Below are 21,390 nucleotides of genomic sequence, written 5' to 3' on the forward strand. Positions count from 1 at the left end.
GGATCAGGGGCGATTCGCGTTGCGGGCGGTGCCGCGGTGGGCGGTGACCGTCGTGGGGTCCTCGGGCCAGGCGTGTTTGGGGTAGCGGCCGCGCAGGTCGGCGCGGACCTGGGGCCAGCCGGTGCGCCAGAAGGACGGCAGGTCGGCGGTGACGGCGACGGGGCGTTGGGCGGGTGAGAGCAGGTGCAGCAGGATCGAGACGCGACCGCCCGCCAGGCGCGGGGTTTCGTTCCAGCCGAAGATCTCCTGGACCTTGACCGCGAGCACCGGCGGGTCGGCGGAGTAGTCGAGGCGGACCCGGCTGCCGGAGGGGACCTCGAGGCGTTCGGGGGCGAGGTCGTCGAGGTGGGCGGCCTCGGGCCACGGGAGCAGGCGGCGCAGGGCCGGTCCGGCGTCGACGCGTTCCAGGTCGGCGCGGCGGCGGGCGGTGGAAAGCTCCGGGGCGAGCCAGGTTTCGGCCTCGGCGAGCAGGGTCTCGTCGTCCACGGCGGGCCAGGGCGCGCCGAGGGTGCGGTGCAGGAAGTCCAGGCGTTGACGCAGGGCGAGGGCGTCCTCGGTCCAGCGCAGCAGGCTCAGGCCCTCGGCGCGCAGCCCGCGCAGCAGGGCGGCCGTCACCAGGGCCGGGTCGGGAGCGGGTAAAGGCTTCTCCGACAATGTGATCGCACCGAGGCGTTCCGCACGGCGGGCCACCATACCGCCGTCCACCCAGTCGACCTCGTCCACGGTGTCGAGCAGGTTCGCCGCGGCCCGGCGGGCCAGCCGCTCATCGGCCTTGGCCGCCAATCTGATTCGGCCCTCCGACTGTCCCGGGTCGCGGCCCGCGACGGCGATGGCCAGCCATTCGGCATCGCCGAGTCCGCTGCCCGGCGGCAGGGTCAGCGCGGTGCCGCCCGCCATCAGGTAGCTGGTCGAGCCGGGTGCGCGGCGGCGGGCCAGCCGCTCCGGATAGGCCAGTGCCGCAACGAGAGCCGGATCGTCGACGCCCTCGCCGCGCACCAGTTTCGCGAGGCGTTCGGCCTCGCGCTGCCAGCGGGTAGGTCTTTCGGTGCGCAGACTTCGCAGCGCGGCAACCAGATCGACGCCCGATGCGAGCGAATCATCGTCGAGCAGAGCGACCACCTCGGCCGCCGCCCGCGCCCCGACCTCGGCCGCGCCGTCGAGCAGGGCCCGTGCCAGCCGGGGATGCAGCCCCACCGCCGCCATGCGACGGCCTCGATCCGTCACTCCCCCATGGTCGTCCACCGCGTCGAGTGCCCGCAGCACCGCCCGCCCGGCCGCCAGTCCGCCTGCCGGCGGCGCGTCCCACCAGGCGAGTCCCTGCCCGTCGACGGTGCCCCAGCAGGCCAATTCCAAGGCCAGCCTGGTCAAGTCGGCGGTGCGGATCTCAGGTTCCGGATAGGCGGGCAGGGTGGCGTGCTCGTATTCCGGCCAGCACCGCCACGCGTGACCGGGGCCTTCCCGGCCCGCGCGTCCGGCCCGCTGTTCGGCCACGGCCGCCGAAACCCGCACGGTCGCAAGGCCGGACAGGCCGCGGCGGTGGTCGATGCGCGGCACCCGCGCCAGTCCGGAATCCACCACGGCCCGCACGCCGGGCACGGTCAGGCTGGATTCGGCGACCGCGGTGGACAAGACGACGCGTCGCCGCGCACCCGCCCGCAGCGCGGTGTCCTGTGCGGCGGCGGAGAGCCTGCCGTGCAGCGGCAGCACATCCACGTCGGGCAGTCCCGAGAGCCGTTCGGCCGTGCGCCGGATCTCGCCCGCTCCGGGCAGGAACACCAGCACGTCACCCTCGGTGTCGGCCAACGCCATTCGCGTGACCCGGGCCACCTGCTGCTCGATGCGCTCCCGGGCCAGCGGCGGCACGTAATCCATGGCCACCGGGTACGCCCGCCCGCGCACCTCCAGCACCGGCGCGGGCGCGTCCTCCCCGCCCAGCAGCACCGAAAGCCGGTCCGCCGCAACGGTCGCCGAGGTGGCCAGCACCCGCAGATCCGGTCGCAGCCCGGCGCGCGCGTCCAGCAGCAGGGCCAGCAGCAGATCCGCGTCGAGGTGCCGCTCGTGGCATTCGTCGAGCACCACCACGTCCACGCCGCCCAGTTCGGGATCGCCCTGCAGCCGCCGCACCAGCAGCCCGGAGGTCACCACCTCGATGCGGGTGCGCGGACCGACCTTCCGGTCGCCGCGCACCGAGTATCCGACGGTCTCGCCGACCCGCTCGCCCAGTAGTGCGGCCATTCGACCGGCCGCCGCCCGCGCGGCCAGCCGCCGCGGTTCGGCCACCACGATCCGTCCCTCGGCGCCGGCGGCCAGCGCCAGGGGCACGAGGGTCGTCTTGCCGGTGCCCGGCGGCGCGACCAGCACGGCGGTGCCGTGGGCGGTCAGTGTTCCCACGATCTCGTCGAGAGCCGCGCGAACGGGCAGGTCGGGTAGGTCTGGCAGCTTCATGTCCGCCCCAGTCTGCCGGTCGCCGCGGCGGGCGACCGAGCCGGGTCATGGGCCGATTCCCGCCACGAAACGCAACCGATTGCGGTTCAGTCGATTTCGTTGCTCACATGAGACTTGCCAAGACGATGGGGTTTGTCCGTATGATCTTGCCCGGGCCACCTGTTCACTCCCCCCAAAACTAGGTGGGCCCGTATCGGTGGCCATTCGATGGCCACGACAATAGTGACGTCGCCGGGCCAACTCCCCCCCTTCGCCCGGCGACGTTGCTTTTCGGGCCGCGATCAGCGATCGAGCAGGCCGATATCGACATCGGCGACTGACACCGAAATGATCACTCGCCCACACACCCTCGACCGGTTTGTCGAAGGCCTCGGTCGCATTGGGGTTGGTGGAATCCCAGGTGTAGCCGGAACCGGATCCGGCGATCGTATGACATCCAAATCGAATCCCAGATGCATACCGATATCGGTATTATGGACGGTATGAGCAAGCAGATCACCGTTCGCCTGCCCGACGAACTAGTCGATTTCGTGGACGCCGAGGTTGCCGCCCAGCATTGCGCCAGCCGTGCCGCCCTGGTCACCGCCGCCCTCGAGCACTACCGCGAACGCACCATCGGGGAAGCCATCGTCGCCGGGTACACCGCCATCCCCGACGGCAAGGGCAACGAGGACCTGGACGAATTCCTGAACGCCGCGAACAACGCCGTATGGGGTGATGAGTGAGGCCGATTCATATTGCGGAGTTGGGCACCAAGCCGCGGCCCGTGCTGGTCCTGACCCGCGAGGTCGCCCGGCCGGTGCTGAACACGGTCACCGTCGCCCCGATCACCAGCACTATCCGCGGCATACCCACCGAGGTTCGGCTCGATTCCAGCAACGGGCTGGACCATGACTGCGTGGCGCTTCTGGACAAGATCACCACCATCCCCGCCGACGCACTCGGCCGCCGAGTGGGCTATCTACTCTCCGCACAGGAGCCCCACTTGACCAACGCGATCCAGGCCGCATTCGAATTGAAGTAGCTGATTCATCGGCACCCTGAAATCGATGCCGGAATAGAGCTACAACCTGTAACAGATACCATCGCTCTCGTGGCCAAGCTCCAGGTTTCCGTAGACGTTCCGATCCCACCCGACGAGGCGTGGGCGCATGCCTCCGACCTCCCCGAGTTGGACAAGTGGCTCACCCTCCACGAAGGCTGGCGCGGCCGCGTCCCCGAGGAACTCACCCCCGGCACCCGCCTGGTCGGCGTCGCCACCGTCAAGGGCTTCCGCAACCGGGTCACCTGGACCGTCAAGACCGCCGAACCTCCCAACCGCCTGGTCCTCGACGGCCACGGCATCGGCGGCACCAAATTCGGCCTGGACCTCCGGGTCTCCCCCACCCCCACCGGCTCGAAGGTCACCGCCAACTTCAACCTGGGCGGCGCACCCCTGTTCGGCCCCATCGGCTCCGCAGTCGCCCGCGCCCTCCGCGGCGACGTCGAACGCTCGATGGACAGATTCGTCCAACTCTACGGCTGACCGCTCTGAGCGAAGCGGTCCACCACGTCGTCTATGCCGCGCAGGATGAGCGACGGGACCAGGCGGTCCACCACGGTGGCGATGGTTTCGGTGTCCATGAGGCGGGCGGCTCGGCGGGCGCCGGTTGGGGAGAGGCGGGCGGCGGTGCAGGCGATCCGAGACTCGAACGGGGTCGGGGCTATGGCCGGGTTGTGCGCCGCTATGCGAACTATGTTGCGGCCCAGCCGCTCTGGGCTGCGCGCCACGAGTTTGGCGGCTACTACCGAGACGCCTTTCATGCGGGTGCTCATTTCGCCTTCTATGCCGACCATTTGGGCGGAGGGGTAGAAGCCGGTGTTGATGAAGGCGGGGAGGACTGCGGTGACGCCGACCTTGGTGCGGGCGAATTCCAGGCGTAAGCATTCGGTGAGCATTTGGGCGGCGGCTTTGCTGGTGCAGTAGGGGGTGCTGAGGGTGATGGGGATGACCGCGGCCGGGGAGGTGATGTTGAGGATGCGGCCGCCGTGGCCCGAGTCGACCATTTGGCGGCCGAAGAGGCGGCTGCCGTGGACGACGCCCCAGAAGTTGACGCCCATGATGCGGTCCCAGTCGGCGGCGGTGTGGCCGAGAAATGGTCCGGCCGTGGTGAATCCGGCGTTGTTGACCAGTACGGCAGGGGTGCCGTGAGTGGTGTGCACGTCGGCGGCGAAGTCGGCCATGGCGGTCTTGTCCGAGACGTCGACCGCGTAGGGGAAGGCCGTTCCGCCCTCGCGTTCGATGAGTGCGACGGTCGCCTTGGCGCTGTCGGAGTTGATGTCGCTGACCACCACGCGGGCGCCGGCCTTGGCGAATTCGCGGGAGGTGGCACGGCCGATGCCGCTGCCCGCCCCGGTCACGACGACGAGCTTGCCGTTGAACTTGGACATTGTTGCTCCTGAAGGGAATTCGGCCGGATCAGACGTTCACGCCGTGGTTGCCGCGTTTGGGCATGCGCTCGGCCAGCGTGCGCCCGGCCTCCAGCAGCGCGGGCTGCTCGGTCAGGCGGATCAGCCGGTGGATATCCGGGGCGGCGGCCACGGTCATGACGGTCCGGACCAGACCGGGGAAGTAGCGGGCGATGGGCCGGGACAGTCGCGCCTCGAGCCGGATCGGTTCCACCGCAATGTTTTTCCGGACGGCATCGACGATCTGCCGCCCCGCCTTGTCCGGATGCATTCCCAGGAACGACATCCCCTTGGCGACGATCTGCTTGCCGAGATCGAGCTGCGCATCACCGAAGCCGCCCGCACGCGTGGATTCGGCCAGATTGGTGGAGATCAGCCCCGGGCAGATGACGGTGACACCGATTCCATGCGAGGCGAATTCGGCGCGAATGCACTCGCTGAAATGCTTCACGGCGTACTTGCCGATGCTGTAGGGCGCGGTGTACGGGGCGGGCGCGAACGCCGCCATGGACGCGATGTTCACCAGGTGCCCGCCGCGGCCACGATCCACCATCTGCTGCCCGAAGACGCGGCAGCCGTGGATCATCGCCATCAGATTGATGTCGATGATGCGTTCCAGATCTTCCAGGGGAACCTCGAGGAACGGGCCGCCGACGACGATGCCCGCATTGTTGACCACGACATCCGGTACCCCGAATTGTTCCCGCACCTCCTCCGCGAAGGCCTCCAGGGCGGGGGTGTCGGCAACGTCGAGCCGGAATGCCTCGGCTTTCCCTCCCAGCGAACGGATTTCGGCGACAGCGTCGTTCGCGGCGTCCAAATTGATATCGGCGATGACGACGGTGGCACCGTGGGAAGCGAGCGCTTTCGCGGTGCCGCGGCCGATACCGCTGCCCGCGCCGGTCACCACGGCCACCTGCGGATTGAACGATTTCATGGGCGGCACTGCCCCTTTCGTGTTTCGCCTACGCGGCGGTGGTCCGGTCGCGGCCGCCGGTGGCCGCCCCGGTGATGATGTGACGATGGAAGGCGGCGAGCTCGCGGATGGCGGCCCGGGCGTCGGGCAGCACATCGGATCCGGCGTGGTGCACATGCGGCGCGTGGTCCCAGATCTGCAGCCGCAGCGGCACATTCGCCTCCTCGGCGCGTCGAGCCAGCTGCACGGCGTCCGAGAGCAGGCACTCACTCGAACCCACCTGGATGAAAGCCGGTGGCATGCCGGTGAAGTCGTGGTTCACCGCCGACCACGCCGGATCCAGCTTGCCGTCGACGGCGTACCCGTAGCGGGCGACGACCTCCAGCCCCAGCGGCGGCACCACGACATCGCGCGCCGCATTCGCGTGGTTGTTGCGCAGCGTCCAATCCAGGTCCGCCCAGGGCGCGATGGCCGAAACCCCGCCCGGCACCGGCAAGCCCCGCTCCCTGGCGGCCAAGGCGAACCGGAAGGCCAATCCGCCGCCCGCGGAATCACCGCAGGCGATGATCCGTTCCGGCGCGAATCCCCGGTCCAGCAGATATCGGTAGGACGCCACCGCATCGTCGAGGGTCTCGGTGAAGTGCGCCGACGGCAGCTGCCGATAGTCGACGTTCAGAACCGGCAGTCCGCTCGCCCGCCCGATCTTGGCCACGAACCGGCGATGGGTATTGAGCCCGCAGGAGACGTACCCGCCGCCGTGGAAGTACAGAATCGCGCCGTCTCGATTGTCATCCGGATCATCGATTGTCTTGTGCCACAACCATTCCGCGTGACCCTCCTCGAACTCCACGCGCCGGCGGCGGGTGCCGCGCGGGGCCACCAGCACCATCGCGGGCGTATCCACCGCCCGGCTCACCCGGAAGGCGTGCTTGGTCGGAGCGACTCGGCGGACCCCGTGCGCCAATAAGTTCAGCCCCGTCCGCGCAGTCGCGAACAGCACCGGATTGGCGACCCGGGTGCGCAGACTCGCCTTGTTCGGCATCTCGACGCTGACGCTCGAAAACGCTTCGCTCATGGTCGATTTCCTTCTGGCGCGCACCGAAATCAGATAATGACGTTATCCGGAAGCATCCATGATCACAAGAGTTGTCTCAGACAGATGCCAAATCGTGTTGCCGGAGAGGATTTCACGCATCGTAGGATGGGCGCGGTCGGAATCGGTCGGTCGAAAGGGGTGGTGGATGCCCCCGCGCAAGGCGCCGACCCGCGCGGAGTCACAGGCCCGCACCCGCGAGCTCATCCTGGACACCGCCGAACGGCTGTTCCTCGCAAAGGGGCTGCACGACACCAAGGTCGCCGAGATCGCCGCCGCGGCCGACCGCACCGTCGGCTCGATCTACGCGAATTTCCCCAGCAAGGAAGCCCTCTGCCAGGCCGTACTGGAACGCTTCTACGGCAACACCTTCGCCGAACTGACCGCCAACGCCCTGGCCCCGGGCCAACCCCTCGGCGCGAACCTGGACGCCCTCGACGCCTGGTGGCGCACCCTGGGCTCGAACACCCAACTCACCCTGCTGGTCGCGGAATTCATGCTCGTAGCCCGCCGCAACCCCGACCAATTCGGCTCGGTGATCGGCACCCTGGAGTTCATCAAAACCACCGCGCAAGCCGCCCTGCTAGCCCAACTCGACACCCCCGACCCCAACACCACCGCCCGAGTCGAACAGGCCGTCACCGCCATCCTCAGCACCGGCATCGGCCTGGCCATAGGCCAAGCCTCCACCCTCGTCGACACCGACGCCTCGGCACAGATCCTCTCCGACACCGCCCGTATCTGGGCCGCCCGCGCGGGCCTGCCCGGTGCGGACGAAGTTTGAGTGACGGCGCAGTCCTGGCACCGCGCGGCACACTGCCGTGCCGACACAGCAGACATTGCGTGCCATCAGCATGAAAAGCCGTCGCATCCGCGTTCCCGGCGGCGGATCGTCCACGGCAAGCCCAAGATCAACCGCACCCGTTCGCTTGGACACTGTCCGGTTCGAACCGGTACTGTCCGAGCGCATGATCGTTTGTTGCGGCCTGGTGGACTCGGATCCGGCGCTGCGACGCCGACAGCCGAACGCTGTATGACCCGACGAACGCAACGCCGGACGTTGATCGCAGTGCAACGGAATACCGCCCAGCTGCAACCCTTCTCGCTGTCCGGGTTCGGGCGAATCCTGTTCGAGGCCAGTGGCATTCCGGTTCGGATCGTTGCCAGCACCACGCTGCCCCAGGCCGTCGCGGGTCGCTGGACGCGGACCGATGCGGGAGACCTCATCGAATACGACGCGGGCCTGCCGACAATTGCCCGGATCAACACCGTGCTGCATGAAGCCGGTCATATTCTGTACGGCCACAGCACCATTGATCACCGAATCGAGACCGGTTCGGCGGTGTGCTCGGTACTCGGACCGGGAGCCATCGCGCATTTCGCGCAGGTGCGCTACCGATCGTCATACGACATGAGCAGCGAACGCGAGGCCGAGGCCTTCGCCCGGCGAACTCTGCGAACCATCCTGTGGAGCGGCGGCGGAACCGGCGAGCATGCCAAAATCCTTACCGCGCTGGGTTTTCCGCATACCCGGATCGAGTAGTCGAATGGCGCAGTTCAGCGCCGTGATGGGCCTGCTCATTTTCCTCGGCATGCTCGCGGCCATCTGGCAACTTCCACCGCAGGGCGCACGCGGGCAACGTGTTCCGATCATTGTGCTGGGATTGTTCTGCCTCGGCTATCTGCTGATCACCCCGAGTCTCGAGGCGCTGTTCGCGGCCGTACGAGTCAATTCCGCGTACCTCGTGAGCCAGCTGTGCATGTTGGGCGCACTGGCACTGTCCTCTCTGTACTGGCTGGACTACCTCGCGACCGGCCCGCCGTCGACCAGACGACGGGCATTGGCGACCCGCGCGATGTACGGGACGGTCGCCGTCGTCCTGGTGGCCCTGTTCGCCACCTCGCCACAGCAACCAAACGGCATGGGTTTCGGATACGCGATCGACGGCAGTCCGCGAATGCGGATTTTCTGGGTCATCCAGGCGATCACGGTGATTCACGCGCTGCTTCCGCTGGCTCGCGCGGCAATCCGCGCGCACCGCCGGGAACGTTCCTGGCGCAGGCGACTATTGGCCGCACTGACCGGCGTGACCGTCGGCTTCATCGGATACGAGCTATGGGTGGTCCTGGTGGTCACCCTGTGGCCTGCCATGCCGCCCGTGTGGGCGCGGAATGTCACCACGACACTTCAGATCACATGCGGCGCGCTGTTGGTTGTCGGCACCATCGGCCCGGTTGTCGCGGGTGCGGTCCGCGGCGCCCGCATCGCGCTGTCCTATCTCGAACAGCTGGAGCCTCTTCATCATTGGCTGCTGGAGCGATACCCGCAGATCCGATTCCAGTCACGGATGAGTCTGCGCATCGAAACCCGCATCACCGAAATGCTGGTCGAAATCAGTGACGGCCTGCGGCTGCTGCAACGCGACGCACCGGCGGTGGCCGCCTCCCACTCGCTGGACCACGAGACGATCCGCACCATGGTGCACGATGATGCCCATCATGCCGCGTACGAGTTGGCCGCGGCGGCGCTGTTCCGCTCGCGAGCCGGTTCGGCTCAGTGCCGCGGATCGGGCAGATCCGGAGGGTCCGCGGGCAAGCCCTCTTTGACGCGTAGGAACTTGAGGTAGTCGATCAGCGAGGCCAGGGACTGCTGTGACAGATCCAGCGCCCGGAATGCCAGCGCCTCGATATCCGGGGCGGTGGCCAGTCGCAGATATTCGATCTCCTGACGACCGCGCTGCCATACCTCGTCGTCGGTGAAGAATCGGATGTCCACGTCGAACGCGGCCGCCAGACCCGCGGCGTGCTTGAGCGAGGGATTCTGCTTCAATCCCGAACGCAGCTGGGAGACATACACCGCCGAGATCGGATGACCGAGATCGGTGGCGCGGCGGGCGATCTCGTCAGCGGTGTACCGATGGCCCTGAGCATTGGGCATGGTTCGGAACAAGTATTCGAGGCGCTCGGAGAAGGCGGCCCCTTCGTCCATGTCCGACTCCCCCATTTTCCGGCTCGCATCTATGCGGCGCTCATGCTACAGCATATCTTTCACGCGCATCCATCACCGATAGCCGCGATGGAATCCCTGTGATGCGGGGCACATTCACCCGGACGTCCCGCTATGCCACAGAATCGTGCCTATGCTGTGGCATAGTCACGGCGTCGCGGGCAACACCCTTGCGTCGCAATGTCATTCGTGGTGAAAACGGTGAACATTTGAAGAAGTACGACATCGTCGTGGTCGGTGGCGGGCCCGCCGGTTCGGCCGCCGCCTGGCAGGCGGCCACCTCGGGAGCCTCGGTGCTGTGCGTGGACAAGGCCCGCTTCCCCCGCGACAAACCCTGTGGCGACGGACTGACACCGCGCGCGCTCGGCCTGCTGGAGGGGATGGGCCTGAGCGCGGAGCTGGAACGGTTTCCGGTCGTCGAGTATCTCAAGATTCGAGGCAGCAGCAGCTGGCAGGTGCGCTGGCCGGACCGCCCAGGTCTGCCGAATTTCGCGCGGGTGGCCCGCCGCCTGGAATTCGACGAGCTGCTGCTCACCCACGCGGCGGGCGCGGGCGCGGAGGTGCGCCAGTCGTGCGAGGCCATCGCGCCGATCCGGACGGGCGATCTGGTGACCGGGATCGAGGTCCGCACCGCGCGATCGACCACCGAGCGCATCCGGGCCGACATCGTGATCGCGGCCGACGGCGCGTACTCGCCGATGAAGAAGGCCCTGGGCCTGGAAAGCCGGATATCCGGTCCGGTCGGGGTCGCGGTACGCGCGGAGATGCCCTCGAATCGCCCGCACGATCCGTCCTTCGAGATCCACATGCCCTTGCGTTTCGACCGGCGCTACATCCCCGGCTACGGCTGGGTATTCCCGCTCGAAGACGGGCGGATCAATGTCGGCGCGGGCTACCTCACCACCTTCCGCCAGTGGCGCGACATCAATCTGGTCGGGATGCTCGGGGACTTCATGAAAAGCCTGCCGCCGGAATGGCAACTGCCGGAGATCGCCGAATTGCGCAAGGCGCGCGCCGTACAGGCCTGGCGACTGCCGATGGGCTTCACCGCCTGGCCTCCGTGGCGTCCGGGACTGCTGCTGGCCGGTGATGCCGTCGGCGCGATCAAACCGACCAATGGGGCGGGCATTTCGAAGGCACTGCAGTCCGGGCTGGACGCGAGTGAGTGCGCGGTCGCGGCCCTGGCCGCCGGTGGACCACACGATCTCTCGGGCTACGAGCGCGCGCTCCGGCGCCGCTGGGGTCTGCAGTACGGGCTGGCGCGCGGTGCCTTTCGGGCCGTCGGCCATCCCCGGCCGATCAGTCTCGCGGTGCGCGCGCTCGATCACGCACCGATTCGCCGGCTGGCCATTCGCGCGGGTTTCGGACGTGATGCGCTGCGCGACTACAGCGACGGCCCGGACCGGATCCCGGCTGCGGTCCCGGGCCCGACCGTGCGCGACGCGGGCTGAGCGACAACCGAATCCGAAGGGATCACATGGAAACCATCAGGGAACTTCGGACCCTGGATCTGGCCAATAACGAGCTGGCCTACGGCCCGCTGCCCGGGGTCCGTGACGCGGTCGCGGACGAACTCGACCGAATCGCCCGCTATCCGGATCCGATGGCGGAGCGGCTGTGCGCGGAAATCACCGCACACCTGGACATCTCGCCCGACCGGGTGTTCGCCGGGCACGGCAGCGCGGCCGTCATCGAGTCCATCCTGCGGCTGGTCGCCCGCCCCTGGTCCGACGTGGTGTACGCGGTGCCCGGATTCGCCGGCTACGAGACCCTGATCCGGGCGGCCGGCGCCTCGCCCCGACCGGTGCCGGGCCACCTCGGTGCGTGGCAGCCGCTCGACGCCCTGGCCGCCGCGGTCGGGCCGGATACCTGTGCGGTACTGCTCAACTCACCACACAACCCGAGCGGTGAGGCGGTGCGCGCCGCCGCGGTAGCCGACTTCATCGATCGCATTCCCGCCACCACCCTGGTGGTGCTGGATGAGGCGTATCTCGATTTCGACGAGTTCCACCGCGACGCCGATACCCTGGCGCTGCTCAGCGCACACCCCAATCTGGTGGCGACACGGACCTTTTCGAAGGCGCACGGGCTCGCCGGTCTGCGGGTCGGCTACGCGCTGGGCGACCTGGCGCTGATCGGCCGGCTACGCGCCGTCGCGCTGCCTTTCGAGGTCGGGAGGCTGGCATCCGCGGCGGCGATTGCCTCACTGGGGCTGGCCGAACAACTGCGCCGACGCGCCGCCGAGGTTCGCGCGGCGCGCACCGCACTCGCCGATCTCGGTCGGGCACACGGCTATCCCGTTCCGGCCTCGAACGGCAATTTCGTCTGGCTGCCGACGCCGTCCCCACATCGCTTGGTCGCCACCCTCGCGGCTTATGGCATAGCGGTGCGCGAATTTCCTTCCGAGGGCATTCGCATCACCGCCACCAGCGTCTCGGACGTCGAGGCGATATCGCACGCACTCGATCACCGCACCCGTCACAGTTCGGAGGAAGCGTCGTGACCACTTTCGCCGACTTCTTGGAAATGCCGGTCGCGCAGCGGGTTACGCTCGCACGGGAGGCGACCGGCGAACGACGGCTGCCGTGGCCGCTGCGCGCCCGGCTCTACGTCGCGTTCTCCCGTCCGCGGACCTGCGTTCCCATGATCTTCGCCTTCCAGCTCGGGGCCGAGTTCGCGGGGATCGAGCAAACCTGGCGTACCGCAATCGGATTGGCCGTCTTCTTCATCGTCGGCGCGATCGCGAACCTGTTCAATATCTACACCGATATCGAAGAGGACAGCGCCAATATGCCCGCGCGGGTCTTCCACCTGACCCGCTACGGCCGGCAACGGCTGCTGCGCGATACCTATGTGCTGTGCGGGCTCGTGGTGATCGCCGCCGCGTGCGTCGGCCCGGCCTTCCTGGTCACCTCGATCGTGGCGCTCGTCGGCGCCCACCAGTACTCGTGCCGGCCATTGCGACTCAAGGAACGTCCCGTCCTGGGAATCCTGTTGTTCGCCACCGTCATCGCCTACCCCTTCGCCAGCATTGCCGCGCTGGCGCCCGATATTCGCGCCCAGGCCCTGGATTCGGGGCTGCTGGTCGCCTGCCTCTACCTGCTGCTCTGGTTCTGTGCCAAGGGGTTGGTCAAGAATGTGCCCGACTTCGAAGGTGACGCCGACGCCCGGCTGGCCACCTCGGCGACGGTCACCGGATCGCGCGATCGCGCCGCCCGCACCGCGGCGGTGGCCTCGATCATCGCCTACGCGGGCATTGCCGCGCCGGTCGCGCTCGGCGCCTTCCCGCCCCGCGCGCTGTTCACGCTGCTGTGGCTGCCGATCGTGGTCTGGCAGGGCGTTCGGCTCATTCGCGCCGACAGCATGACCGCGGGAAACAATGTGCTGCGCACCGACATGCTGGTATCGGCCGGCTTCCTCGCCTCGCTGATCCTGCTGCTGGACTGCACCGCCGCGAACGTGGCGGTGGTGCTGATCGGTATGGCACTCATCGCGATCGCCGATGCCCTGCGACTCGACAGCCGCACCAAAGCGGATTCGGTCCGATGAGGCGGCTCGATCACATCCCCGGTCCGCCGGAACTCGGCCCGCTGGGCACGCTGCGCACCTTCACCCGGGACCGGGAAACCTTCGTACGGAACACGATCCGGGCCCACGGCGATGTCTGCCGGCTGCGGTTCCCGCTCCGCGATGTGGTGGTTTTCGGGCATCCCGACGACGCGGCTCGATATCTCAACGACACCGACGGCCGGTACCAGAAGCTCGGCTACCGGCTGCCCTTCCGTAATCGGCTGGGTGGCTTGTCATTTCAAGAGGGAAGGGCGTTCCGGGACAAGCGCTCGGCGGTGGCGTCGATGTTCAGCGGGGCCAGACTCGCGCGCACCTTCGCCGGGATGGCCGAGATCTACGACAACCGGCTCGATGCCGAGGTCGACCAGGCCCGCACGGCCGACGGCACCGTCGATCTGCAACGTGTGCTGCACCGGCTGCTGCTCGCGGGGATGCTGGCGGCGGTATTCACCGAACCGTTCGAGCCCGCCGAGATCCGGATCATCGATCAGGGAATTCGGCTGGGCACCGGCGCCTTCGGCTTCCTCCGGCTCATGTCCGGCCCGCCCAATGTCCTGCGCGGCCCCGACCGGCTGCCCGCGACCGCACCGGTGCGGTCCTACCGGGTGATCGGAGCTCGTGTGCGGGCCCGTCGCGCCCGCCCCGAACCTCTCGATGATCTACTCGGCGCGCTTCTCGAAATCCGAACCCGCGAGGGGCTGAGCCTCGACGATGCGGCCGTCACCAATGAACTGGTCATGCTGCTCTCGGCCTCGTACGGATCCATGACGGCGGCGTTGTCCCAGACCTTCGCTCGGGTGCTGGCGCATCCGGCGGCCCTGGAGCGCCTGCGCGCGGAGATCGCCGAGGTCGAGCCGGGCGACCATGCGGTGGAGACGGTTCGCGGATTACGCTGGGCCAAGGCGTGTTTCGAGGAGTCACTGCGCTTGCAGAGCTCGCCCCCGCTGCTGCGGATAGCGGCGGCCGACTCGACCGCCGCCGGTTTCGACATACCGCGCGGCACACCGCTGGCGTTCCCGCTGTCCACCATCCACCGCGATCCGCGCTGGTGGTCCGATCCCGAGGACTTCCGTCCCCTGCGCTTCTACGACCCCGCGCCGCGGGGTGAGCGGCCCACGCTGGCCTACCTCACCTTCGGATCCGGTCCGCATCGATGCCTGGGTACGCAATTGGCCTATCTGCAGGCGCAATACCTCTTGTCAGTGATCATCCGCCGCTACCGGCTCGAGCTACCGCCGGGCTGGTCGCCGACCGAGACGCCGGGGCTGGCGCCGACGATCGCGGGCGGTCTCCCGGCGCGCGTGACTGCGCGCCACGAATTGTGAGGCGAGCACATGGTTCCCGAATTCGACGATGCGATGGCGGTCCGGTTCCTCATCTACGGCCGCCTGGTCTCCGAGGCGATCTGCGCCTTCGCCGACCTCGGCCTGCCGGAGCTGATCGGCGATTCCGGCTGCACGGCAGGTGAACTGAGCGAGCGGGGCGGCCTCGCCCGGGACCGCCTCGACGATCTGCTGCGGCTGCTGGCCGCGTTCGATCTGGTGCACCTCGCCGACGACGAGACCGTGCGGCTCACCGGGCGGGGCAGGTATCTGCGTCGCGATCAACCCGGATCGGCGCTGCCCACGGCGTTGCTGGTGCGCGGCCTCGTCGGTCGCGCGTGGGATGGGCTGGAAACGACGCTCCGGACCGGAACACCCTCCTTCGATACCGTCCACGGCCGCTCCTTCTTCGCGGAGCTCGATCGAAATCCGGTGCTGCGAGCGGTCTTCGACGATTCTCAGGCGCGGGGACTGGAGCTGGATCTGGCGGAGATCGCCGCGGTCGTCCGGAGCCGGGACTGCGGCCGCATTGTGGACATCGGCGGCGGCGACGGGTATCTGGTCGCCGAATTGCTGAGCCACCTGTCCGGGTGCACCGGTGTCGTCATCGACCGTCCCGTCGCGATCGAACGTGCCCGCGCCCGGATGAGCGCGAGCGGCCTGTCGGACCGATGTGTCTGCGAGGTAGGTGATTTCATGACCGCGCTCGACCTGCGACCGCGCGCCGACGACCTCTTGATCATGCGGCACATCTGTCATGACTGGAGCGACGAGGTGTGTGTGCGCATCCTGTCGAATTGCCGGTCCGCCATGACCACCGGTGCGCGACTGGCCGTCGTCGAACACTTCCGCGACGAGCGGGCACCGGTGTCGGACGACGACCGCATGGCCGCGATCATGGGCCTGTACATGGCGACCGTCACCTCCGGGCGCGAACGCACCATCGCGGAGTACGAGAAACTGCACGCGGCCGCGGGATTGGTGGTCACCGCCGTGACCCGATTCGGCGGCAGCTGCCTCATAGAGTCCGCGGTGGCCGGATGACGTACTCACTGTCGGAACCCGATGCCGTTGTGGCCGAGACAGTTTCACGCTGGCTTCGCGACTGCGTGGGCCGGCCGCATCCGGCGCTGGGCCGCGAGGGACCGGTGTGCCCGTTCGTCATTCCGGCCATCAGGGCGGGCATGCTGTCGGTGCGGCAGCACCGATGGCAGGGCGCGCCCGAGATCTCCCGGATGACGGGGCTGATCGAAACCATTCTCGACCGCTTCGACGCCGCGGCCCCCGACACCCGGCCCGGCGATCTGCGCACCCTCGTGGTGCCTGTCATCGGATTACCGGAGTCGGCCTGGCGCTTGATCGACGACGGCCACCGCCGCACCAAATCCCGGGTGGCGGCGCGCGGCTTCATGCTCGGCCAGTTTCATCCGGCATGCACCGCACCCGCCGTCCACAATCCGGTATTCCCGGTGAACCGGGCGCCGTACCCGCTGTTCGCGGTGCGGCGAATGGCGTTGCACGACATCCTCTTCCTGCACGACGACCCGACCTGGTTCGAGCTGTACCGGCGGCGCTTCGGCCATCGGTACCACGGCAGCGGCCGGGTGAGCCCGCAGCTGCGCGAACTGTACTCGGCGGCCGCCCGGCGGCACGGGCACAGACAACCGGTGGGATTCTCCGCCGCGACGGAAGGACGATCATGACCGGCGGCCGTGTCGCCCCCGTCGAACGCGTGGTGCGCAACGGCGGCGTCGATCTGGCGGTGTACGAGTACGGCACCGCGCACCCCGACACCGTGGTGCTCGTGCACGGCTGGCCCGACGCCCACCAGCTGTGGGACGCCGTGGCCGAGCGGCTCGCCGCCCGCTTCCATGTGGTGACCTACGACTGTCGCGGTCATGGCGGCAGCTCGAAACCGACCTCGTACGGCGCGTATCGGGTCGCCGACTACGCCGCGGATCTGCGCGCGGTCATCGATGCCGTCAGCCCGGATCGGCCGGTTCACCTCATGGCCCACGACTGGGGCGCGCTGACCGCTTGGGATGTGGTGTGCGAGCCGGGAGCCGAACAACGCGTCACCGCGTTCCTGCCCATGTCCGGATTCAACATCGACCAACTGGCGCTGTGGGTGCGCGCCCGGCTGGCCCGCCCGACGCCGATCGGTCTGCTCCAGGTGCTGGCTCAGATGCTGTGCTTCGCCTACCAACCCGTGTTCGCGCTGCCCGGAATCCCGTGGCTGGTGCGACAACTGGGCCGGCTGGGTGTCAGCGCCCCGCTCTATCGGCTGCTGCTGCGGGTTTCCGACGGTATCGCCGCCGATCGGGTCACGCTCGCACCGGATTTCGGTGCGGACGCGGCCAATGGGATTCGGCTGTACCGCGCGAATGCCTTTCCGGTGCGACTGTTCCGGGCCCGCCACCGTCCCACCACGGTTCCCGTCCGCCTGCTCATCCCGCGCCGCGACCTGCTCATCCGGCGGGCGGCGCTCGAGGATGTGCGCCGCATCGCGCCGCGGCTGTCGATGCGGGAGATCGCGACCGGACATTGGGCCCCGTACTCGCATCCGGAGCTGCTCGCCGACGAACTGTGCGCGTTCGTCGACGCCCTCGACACCGACACGCGGTCGTCGGCGGGGTCATGATCGGCGCGACGCTCGGCCGCCTTCGGGTGCTCGGATGGCGTGACGCCACCACGCACGCCGCGCGCAGCGCCGCGCTGCTGGGCATGCTGGCCGTCGCCGCCGCGCTGCTGGTCGCCGTCATCACGGTGTACGGCTCGCTCACCGGATCGGCCGACCGGCTCACACGCGGTCTGACCGGCAGCGCGGAACTGTCGGTGGTCGGTTTCACCGACACCGGTTTCGATCAGTCGCTGACCGGGGTCGTCGCCGGTGTCCCCGGGGTGCGCGCCGCCGTCCCGATGCTCGAGCACACTCGCACCGCACCCGAACCCGTCTCGCTGCTCGGCGTCGATATGTCGGTGCTGCAACTGGATTCACCGCTGCGGTCGGCGCTGCTGCGGCAACTGCGCGACAACCCGGGACTGCTCACGGCATCCGATGCGGTTATCGCGGGTGCGCAAATGGGGTACCGCCCCGGGCAGCGGGTGGACTACGCGGATCGATCGCTCACGGTCGCCGCGGTGGTTCCGGCGGATCTCGCCGAGCGGGTCAACGGCGGTTACTTCCTGGCCGCTCCGCTTCCGTTGGCGCAGCGGCTGACCGGTCGCCCCGACCGGATCGACACCATCCTGGTCGTCGCCGAGCCGGACACCGATCTCGCGGACCTGCGCGCACGGATCACCGACGCCGTAGATCACCGAGCCATGGTGGCCGACGGCCGGCTCCGGGCCGAGCAGGTGCGCAACGCGCTGCTGCTGACCCGCAGCATCACCACGCTGGTAGCCACGACCGCCTTCGTGGTCGCGGCCTTCCTGATGTTCAATGCCACGAGTATGGCCGTCGCCAAACGGCGGTCGGGGCTGGCCGTGCTGCGCGCGCTCGGGGCGCGACGACGGTCGATCGTCGGTGATCTGCTGGCCGAGGCCGCGCTGACCGGTGCGCTGGCCGCCGTCCTCGGTATCCCCCTGGGTTTGGCGGCCGGACGCTGGGCGATCGAGCGCACACCGCCGTTCCTGCTCCGGATCGTCTCTGCCCGAGTGGAATTCCACGTGCCGGTCGTCACCTACCCGGTCGCGGTGCTGCTGTGTGTGGCCACCTCGGTCACGGCCACCGCCGTCGCCGCGCACCAGGCGTACCGCATCCATCCGACCGAGGCGCTGCGATCGGCCGCGCTGACACCGGGCGAACCACCGGGACGCCGTCCGGCCCTGATCGCGGCGACCTTCGCGGTGATCGCACTGGCTGCGGCGCCGTATCTGGTTATGCGCGTGCACAATTCGGCTGTAGTACTGGCCGTGGGCGTGCTGCTGTGCGGTGTGCTGCTGCTCGGGCTCGCGCTGACCCGGCCCGCGGTGGCCGCCGCCGCGTGGTTGTGCCGTGGCTTCGGCGCGGCGGGGCGGCTGGCCGCGGCGGCCGTACCGCGCGCGCCGCGCCGCAGCTGGGCGACCGCCATGACCGTGATGGTCGCGGTCGCGGTCGGTATCGCGATTCACGGCGCACTCGGCGATATGACGCGCTCGGCCGGCGAGACGCTACGGCCACTGCGGGACACGGATCTGCTGGTCACGGCCAGTGGGTCGGACGGATTCCCCAGTGTGACAATGCCATCGGACTGGACCGAACGGGTGCGTGCCACACCCGGGGTGGGACGCGTCGCCGCCGGGCAGTGGGCCTACATGACCATCGACGGTCTGCGCGTCCAGGTCGCGGGCATCGAATCGGGTAACAACGCCAATATCGCCCCGCTGCTGACCGCGGAGACCCGGGCCGCCGTGCTCGCCGGACGCGGGGTGGTGATCTCCCGACTGCTCGGCGACCGCCTGGGTCTGAACCACGGCGACGAGATCACGATCGGCACGCCCACCGGATCCCGCCATACCCGCATCGTCGACGAAATCGGCTATCTCTCAACCGATGCCGGGATTCTCGTGATGAATCTCGACACCATGCGCGCGTGGTTCGACCGCCCCGGGGAGACCTATCTGACGGTCGATGCCGCGGACGGTGTGAACCCCGACGCGCTACGGCAGCGTCTACAGAACGTCCTCGGCGCGGAGGCCAGTCTGTTCCGAGGTCCCGTCGCCTACGACGAGGCCGTCACCAATATCACCCAGGCGAGCGTATTCGCCCTCGGCCTGCAATGGATCGTGGCGCTGCTGGCCGCATTCGCCGTCATGAACACACTCGCCCTGGCAGTCGTGCAGCGGCACAACGAAATCGGCGTATTGCGAGCCATGGGCGCCACCCGGCGCCTCCTCTTCCGCACGATCGCGGTCGAGGCGGCCGCGATCGGCGCCGTGGGCGGCATCGCGGGCATCGCGGCCGGCGAAGCCGCGCATCTGTTGGGTGATGCCGTGCTGCGGGTCCTGACCGGTATCGATGTGACCTACCGCTTCGTCCCCGCCGCGATGTGGTCGGCGCTCGTCGCCATCGCCTTATGCCTGCTGGGCGCGGTGCCCCCGGCGTCACGCGCGACCCGCGTCGAGATCCTCGCCGCCGTCGCCGCCGATTGACAGCAATTCTCCCCGGCCGCACACCCCGGCGGCCGCAACCGCAATGGAGGCCGAGATCCCATGACCACCACGACATTCGAACACGATCGCATCATCAAGTACTACGAGAAATCCTGGTACGACTACCGCGGCGTCTGGATGGACAAGCGAAACCGCGCCATGCACTACGGATTCTGGGACGAGCGCACCCGGAACCACAGCGACTCATTGCTGCGGATGAATCAGGAACTCGCCGCGCACGCGCAAATCACCAGGGGCACACGCATTCTCGACGCCGGTTGCGGGGTGGGCGGATCATCCATGTGGTTGGCCGAGACCTTCGGCGCACAGGTGGTGGGCATTACGCTCTGCTCCTTCCAGGTCGACAAGGCCCGCCGCTACGCGGCCGAACGGGGACTGTCGGAGCTGCTCACCTTCGAGGTCTCCGACTTCTGCGACACCGGCTTCGCCGCCGATTCGTTCGACTTCGTCTGGGCGCAGGAAAGCGTCTGCTATGCCCGGGACAAGGCGGATTTCCTGCGCGAATCCCATCGACTACTGCGACCCGGCGGCCGGATCGCCGTCGAGGACGGCTTCCGAACCTCCCGCGACCTACCCGAAAACGCCGAGACCCTGCTCATGGATTGGGCCGATGCGTGGGCCTTCCCCGATCTCGACACCTTCGACGAATTCCGTACGGCGGCCGAATCCGTCGGATTCCAGGACGTCGCCATCCGCGACATCCGCGAACAGACACTCCGCTCCGCCCGCCGCCTACACCGAGCCGCCCGCGTCTTCCGCGGCCCGTCCCATCTGATCACCGCCGCAGGCTGGCGTGCCCCGGAGGCCCACCGCAACCTGATCGGCGCGAGCCTGCAATGGCCGATCCTGCGCCAGGGCCTGGGCACCATCGCCCTGGTATCCGCCCGCAAGCAATAACGCCCGGACTTTTGACGACCAGCAACGCCGACGAATGAAAACGGTCCCGGAACCACTGGTTCCGGGACCGTTCTACTAGTAGCGGGGACAGGATTTGAACCTGCGACCTCTGGGTTATGAGCCCAGCGAGCTACCGAGCTGCTCCACCCCGCGTTGGGTGATTACTACCTTACATAGTTGGGAGGGTGGCACCTAATCGGCTGGTGGGGGATGGTTTTTCGAGATGGGGTGGTCAGGGGAGCCGGAGGGCGTCGATCACCAGGGCGGTGGTGTTGTCGGTGCCGCCGGTGGAGAGGGCGGTGTCGACCAGCGATTCGGCGGCATTCTTGGGCGAAGCGTCCTCCGCCAGAATCGATTTGATGACCGGCATGGCGAGGCGCTTGCCGACGCCGTCGGTGCAGAGGAGGAGGCGGCCGGTGCTCGAGCCGGTGGTGGCGCGGCCGATGTCCTCGGGGCGGGCGGTGCGGGCGGAGGTGGTGACCAGGTGGGACATGCCGGGGAGGGGGTCGTGGCCGCGGGAGCGGAAGTATTCGGCGAC

Annotated in this window: 20 protein-coding genes, 1 tRNA gene and 1 pseudogene; 15 read left to right on the plus strand and 7 right to left on the minus strand. The window is 68.5% G+C overall.

Going from position 1 to position 21,390, the window contains the following annotated elements:
* Positions 1-3: 3 nt before the first annotated feature.
* Positions 4-2,445 (minus strand): ATP-dependent helicase HrpB, encoded by a 2,442-nt coding sequence (gene hrpB / locus ACAM49_RS05230; RefSeq protein WP_369634303.1) that lies wholly within the window; start codon positions 2,443-2,445, stop codon positions 4-6.
* Between the two features lie 482 nt (positions 2,446-2,927).
* Between hrpB and ACAM49_RS05235 the strand changes: the two genes are divergently transcribed.
* The 3 genes from ACAM49_RS05235 to ACAM49_RS05245 all read left to right on the plus strand — a co-directional run bounded on the left by ACAM49_RS05235 (position 2,928) and on the right by ACAM49_RS05245 (position 3,970).
* Positions 2,928-3,170 (plus strand): ribbon-helix-helix domain-containing protein, encoded by a 243-nt coding sequence (locus tag ACAM49_RS05235; protein ID WP_369634304.1) that lies wholly within the window; start codon positions 2,928-2,930, stop codon positions 3,168-3,170.
* The gene (locus tag ACAM49_RS05240; RefSeq protein ID WP_369634305.1) at positions 3,167-3,469 is read left to right on the plus strand and encodes a type II toxin-antitoxin system PemK/MazF family toxin; all 303 of its coding nucleotides are present in this window, start codon (positions 3,167-3,169) and stop codon (positions 3,467-3,469) included. The genes ACAM49_RS05235 and ACAM49_RS05240 overlap by 4 nt, the downstream gene beginning before the upstream one ends.
* Positions 3,470-3,538: 69 nt before the next feature.
* Positions 3,539-3,970, plus strand: a complete 432-nt coding sequence (locus ACAM49_RS05245; protein ID WP_369634306.1) for an SRPBCC family protein — start codon at positions 3,539-3,541, stop codon at positions 3,968-3,970.
* Here the strand turns inward: ACAM49_RS05245 and ACAM49_RS05250 are convergent.
* The 3 genes from ACAM49_RS05250 to ACAM49_RS05260 are packed head-to-tail and all read right to left on the minus strand — an operon-like array spanning position 3,961 to position 6,884.
* A complete protein-coding gene (locus ACAM49_RS05250) occupies positions 3,961-4,875 on the minus strand; it encodes an SDR family NAD(P)-dependent oxidoreductase (RefSeq protein ID WP_369634307.1) in 915 nt (304 codons plus the stop codon). The two genes, ACAM49_RS05245 and ACAM49_RS05250, sit on opposite strands and share 10 nt — an antisense overlap.
* A gap of 28 nt (positions 4,876-4,903) precedes the next feature.
* The gene (locus tag ACAM49_RS05255) at positions 4,904-5,830 is read right to left on the minus strand and encodes an SDR family NAD(P)-dependent oxidoreductase (protein WP_369634308.1); all 927 of its coding nucleotides are present in this window, start codon (positions 5,828-5,830) and stop codon (positions 4,904-4,906) included.
* A 28-nt stretch (positions 5,831-5,858) separates the two neighbouring features.
* Positions 5,859-6,884, minus strand: a complete 1,026-nt coding sequence (locus tag ACAM49_RS05260) for an alpha/beta hydrolase (protein ID WP_369634309.1) — start codon at positions 6,882-6,884, stop codon at positions 5,859-5,861.
* 166 nt (positions 6,885-7,050) lie between these two features.
* Between ACAM49_RS05260 and ACAM49_RS05265 the strand changes: the two genes are divergently transcribed.
* From ACAM49_RS05265 to ACAM49_RS05275, 3 genes are read left to right on the plus strand one after another with little or no spacing between them, the layout of a single operon-like run.
* Entirely contained in the window at positions 7,051-7,686 is a 636-nt protein-coding gene (locus ACAM49_RS05265) for a TetR/AcrR family transcriptional regulator (protein ID WP_369634310.1), read from the plus strand.
* Positions 7,687-8,445, plus strand: a complete 759-nt coding sequence (locus tag ACAM49_RS05270; protein WP_369634311.1) for a hypothetical protein — start codon at positions 7,687-7,689, stop codon at positions 8,443-8,445. It abuts the gene before it with no gap.
* Positions 8,446-8,449: 4 nt separating this feature from the next.
* Positions 8,450-9,529, plus strand: coding sequence for a DUF6545 domain-containing protein (locus ACAM49_RS05275; protein ID WP_369634312.1), 1,080 nt, complete (start codon positions 8,450-8,452; stop codon positions 9,527-9,529).
* On the opposite strand, the gene ACAM49_RS05280 is transcribed toward ACAM49_RS05275, so the two are convergent.
* On the minus strand, positions 9,457-9,891 hold the full coding sequence (locus ACAM49_RS05280) for an XRE family transcriptional regulator (protein ID WP_369634313.1): 435 nt from the start codon (positions 9,889-9,891) through the stop codon (positions 9,457-9,459). The genes ACAM49_RS05275 and ACAM49_RS05280 overlap by 73 nt on opposite strands.
* A gap of 227 nt (positions 9,892-10,118) precedes the next feature.
* On the opposite strand from ACAM49_RS05280, the gene ACAM49_RS05285 reads away from it, so the two are divergent.
* Genes ACAM49_RS05285 through ACAM49_RS05325 form a run of 9 tightly spaced genes read left to right on the plus strand, consistent with a single transcriptional unit; the run spans position 10,119 to position 20,852 of the window.
* Positions 10,119-11,360: an NAD(P)/FAD-dependent oxidoreductase gene (locus ACAM49_RS05285; RefSeq protein ID WP_369634314.1), complete on the plus strand. Its 1,242-nt coding sequence runs from the start codon at positions 10,119-10,121 to the stop codon at positions 11,358-11,360.
* Between the two features lie 26 nt (positions 11,361-11,386).
* Positions 11,387-12,412: a histidinol-phosphate transaminase gene (locus ACAM49_RS05290; RefSeq protein WP_369634315.1), complete on the plus strand. Its 1,026-nt coding sequence runs from the start codon at positions 11,387-11,389 to the stop codon at positions 12,410-12,412.
* Positions 12,409-13,458, plus strand: a complete 1,050-nt coding sequence (locus tag ACAM49_RS05295) for a UbiA family prenyltransferase (protein WP_369634316.1) — start codon at positions 12,409-12,411, stop codon at positions 13,456-13,458. Before ACAM49_RS05290 ends, ACAM49_RS05295 begins: the two co-directional genes overlap by 4 nt.
* Complete coding sequence (locus tag ACAM49_RS05300; RefSeq protein ID WP_369634317.1) at positions 13,455-14,804, plus strand: cytochrome P450; 1,350 nt, start codon at positions 13,455-13,457, stop codon at positions 14,802-14,804. The genes ACAM49_RS05295 and ACAM49_RS05300 overlap by 4 nt, the downstream gene beginning before the upstream one ends.
* A gap of 9 nt (positions 14,805-14,813) precedes the next feature.
* Complete coding sequence (locus ACAM49_RS05305) at positions 14,814-15,845, plus strand: methyltransferase (RefSeq protein WP_369634318.1); 1,032 nt, start codon at positions 14,814-14,816, stop codon at positions 15,843-15,845.
* Positions 15,842-16,504: a DUF6875 domain-containing protein gene (locus tag ACAM49_RS05310; RefSeq protein ID WP_369634319.1), complete on the plus strand. Its 663-nt coding sequence runs from the start codon at positions 15,842-15,844 to the stop codon at positions 16,502-16,504. The genes ACAM49_RS05305 and ACAM49_RS05310 overlap by 4 nt, the downstream gene beginning before the upstream one ends.
* The gene (locus ACAM49_RS05315; RefSeq protein WP_369634320.1) at positions 16,501-17,442 is read left to right on the plus strand and encodes an alpha/beta fold hydrolase; all 942 of its coding nucleotides are present in this window, start codon (positions 16,501-16,503) and stop codon (positions 17,440-17,442) included. The genes ACAM49_RS05310 and ACAM49_RS05315 overlap by 4 nt, the downstream gene beginning before the upstream one ends.
* Positions 17,439-19,934, plus strand: coding sequence for an ABC transporter permease (locus tag ACAM49_RS05320; RefSeq protein WP_369634321.1), 2,496 nt, complete (start codon positions 17,439-17,441; stop codon positions 19,932-19,934). The genes ACAM49_RS05315 and ACAM49_RS05320 overlap by 4 nt, the downstream gene beginning before the upstream one ends.
* A gap of 60 nt (positions 19,935-19,994) precedes the next feature.
* Complete coding sequence (locus tag ACAM49_RS05325; RefSeq protein WP_369634322.1) at positions 19,995-20,852, plus strand: methyltransferase domain-containing protein; 858 nt, start codon at positions 19,995-19,997, stop codon at positions 20,850-20,852.
* Positions 20,853-20,931: 79 nt separating this feature from the next.
* Here the strand turns inward: ACAM49_RS05325 and ACAM49_RS05330 are convergent.
* Positions 20,932-21,005: transfer RNA gene (locus ACAM49_RS05330), tRNA-Met, on the minus strand.
* A 79-nt stretch (positions 21,006-21,084) separates the two neighbouring features.
* Positions 21,085-21,390, minus strand: a pseudogene (locus ACAM49_RS05335) (serine/threonine protein phosphatase); the annotation flags it as partial.

It is taken from the genome of Nocardia sp. JMUB6875 (assembly GCF_041154655.1).
GTDB lineage: Bacteria > Actinomycetota > Actinomycetes > Mycobacteriales > Mycobacteriaceae > Nocardia.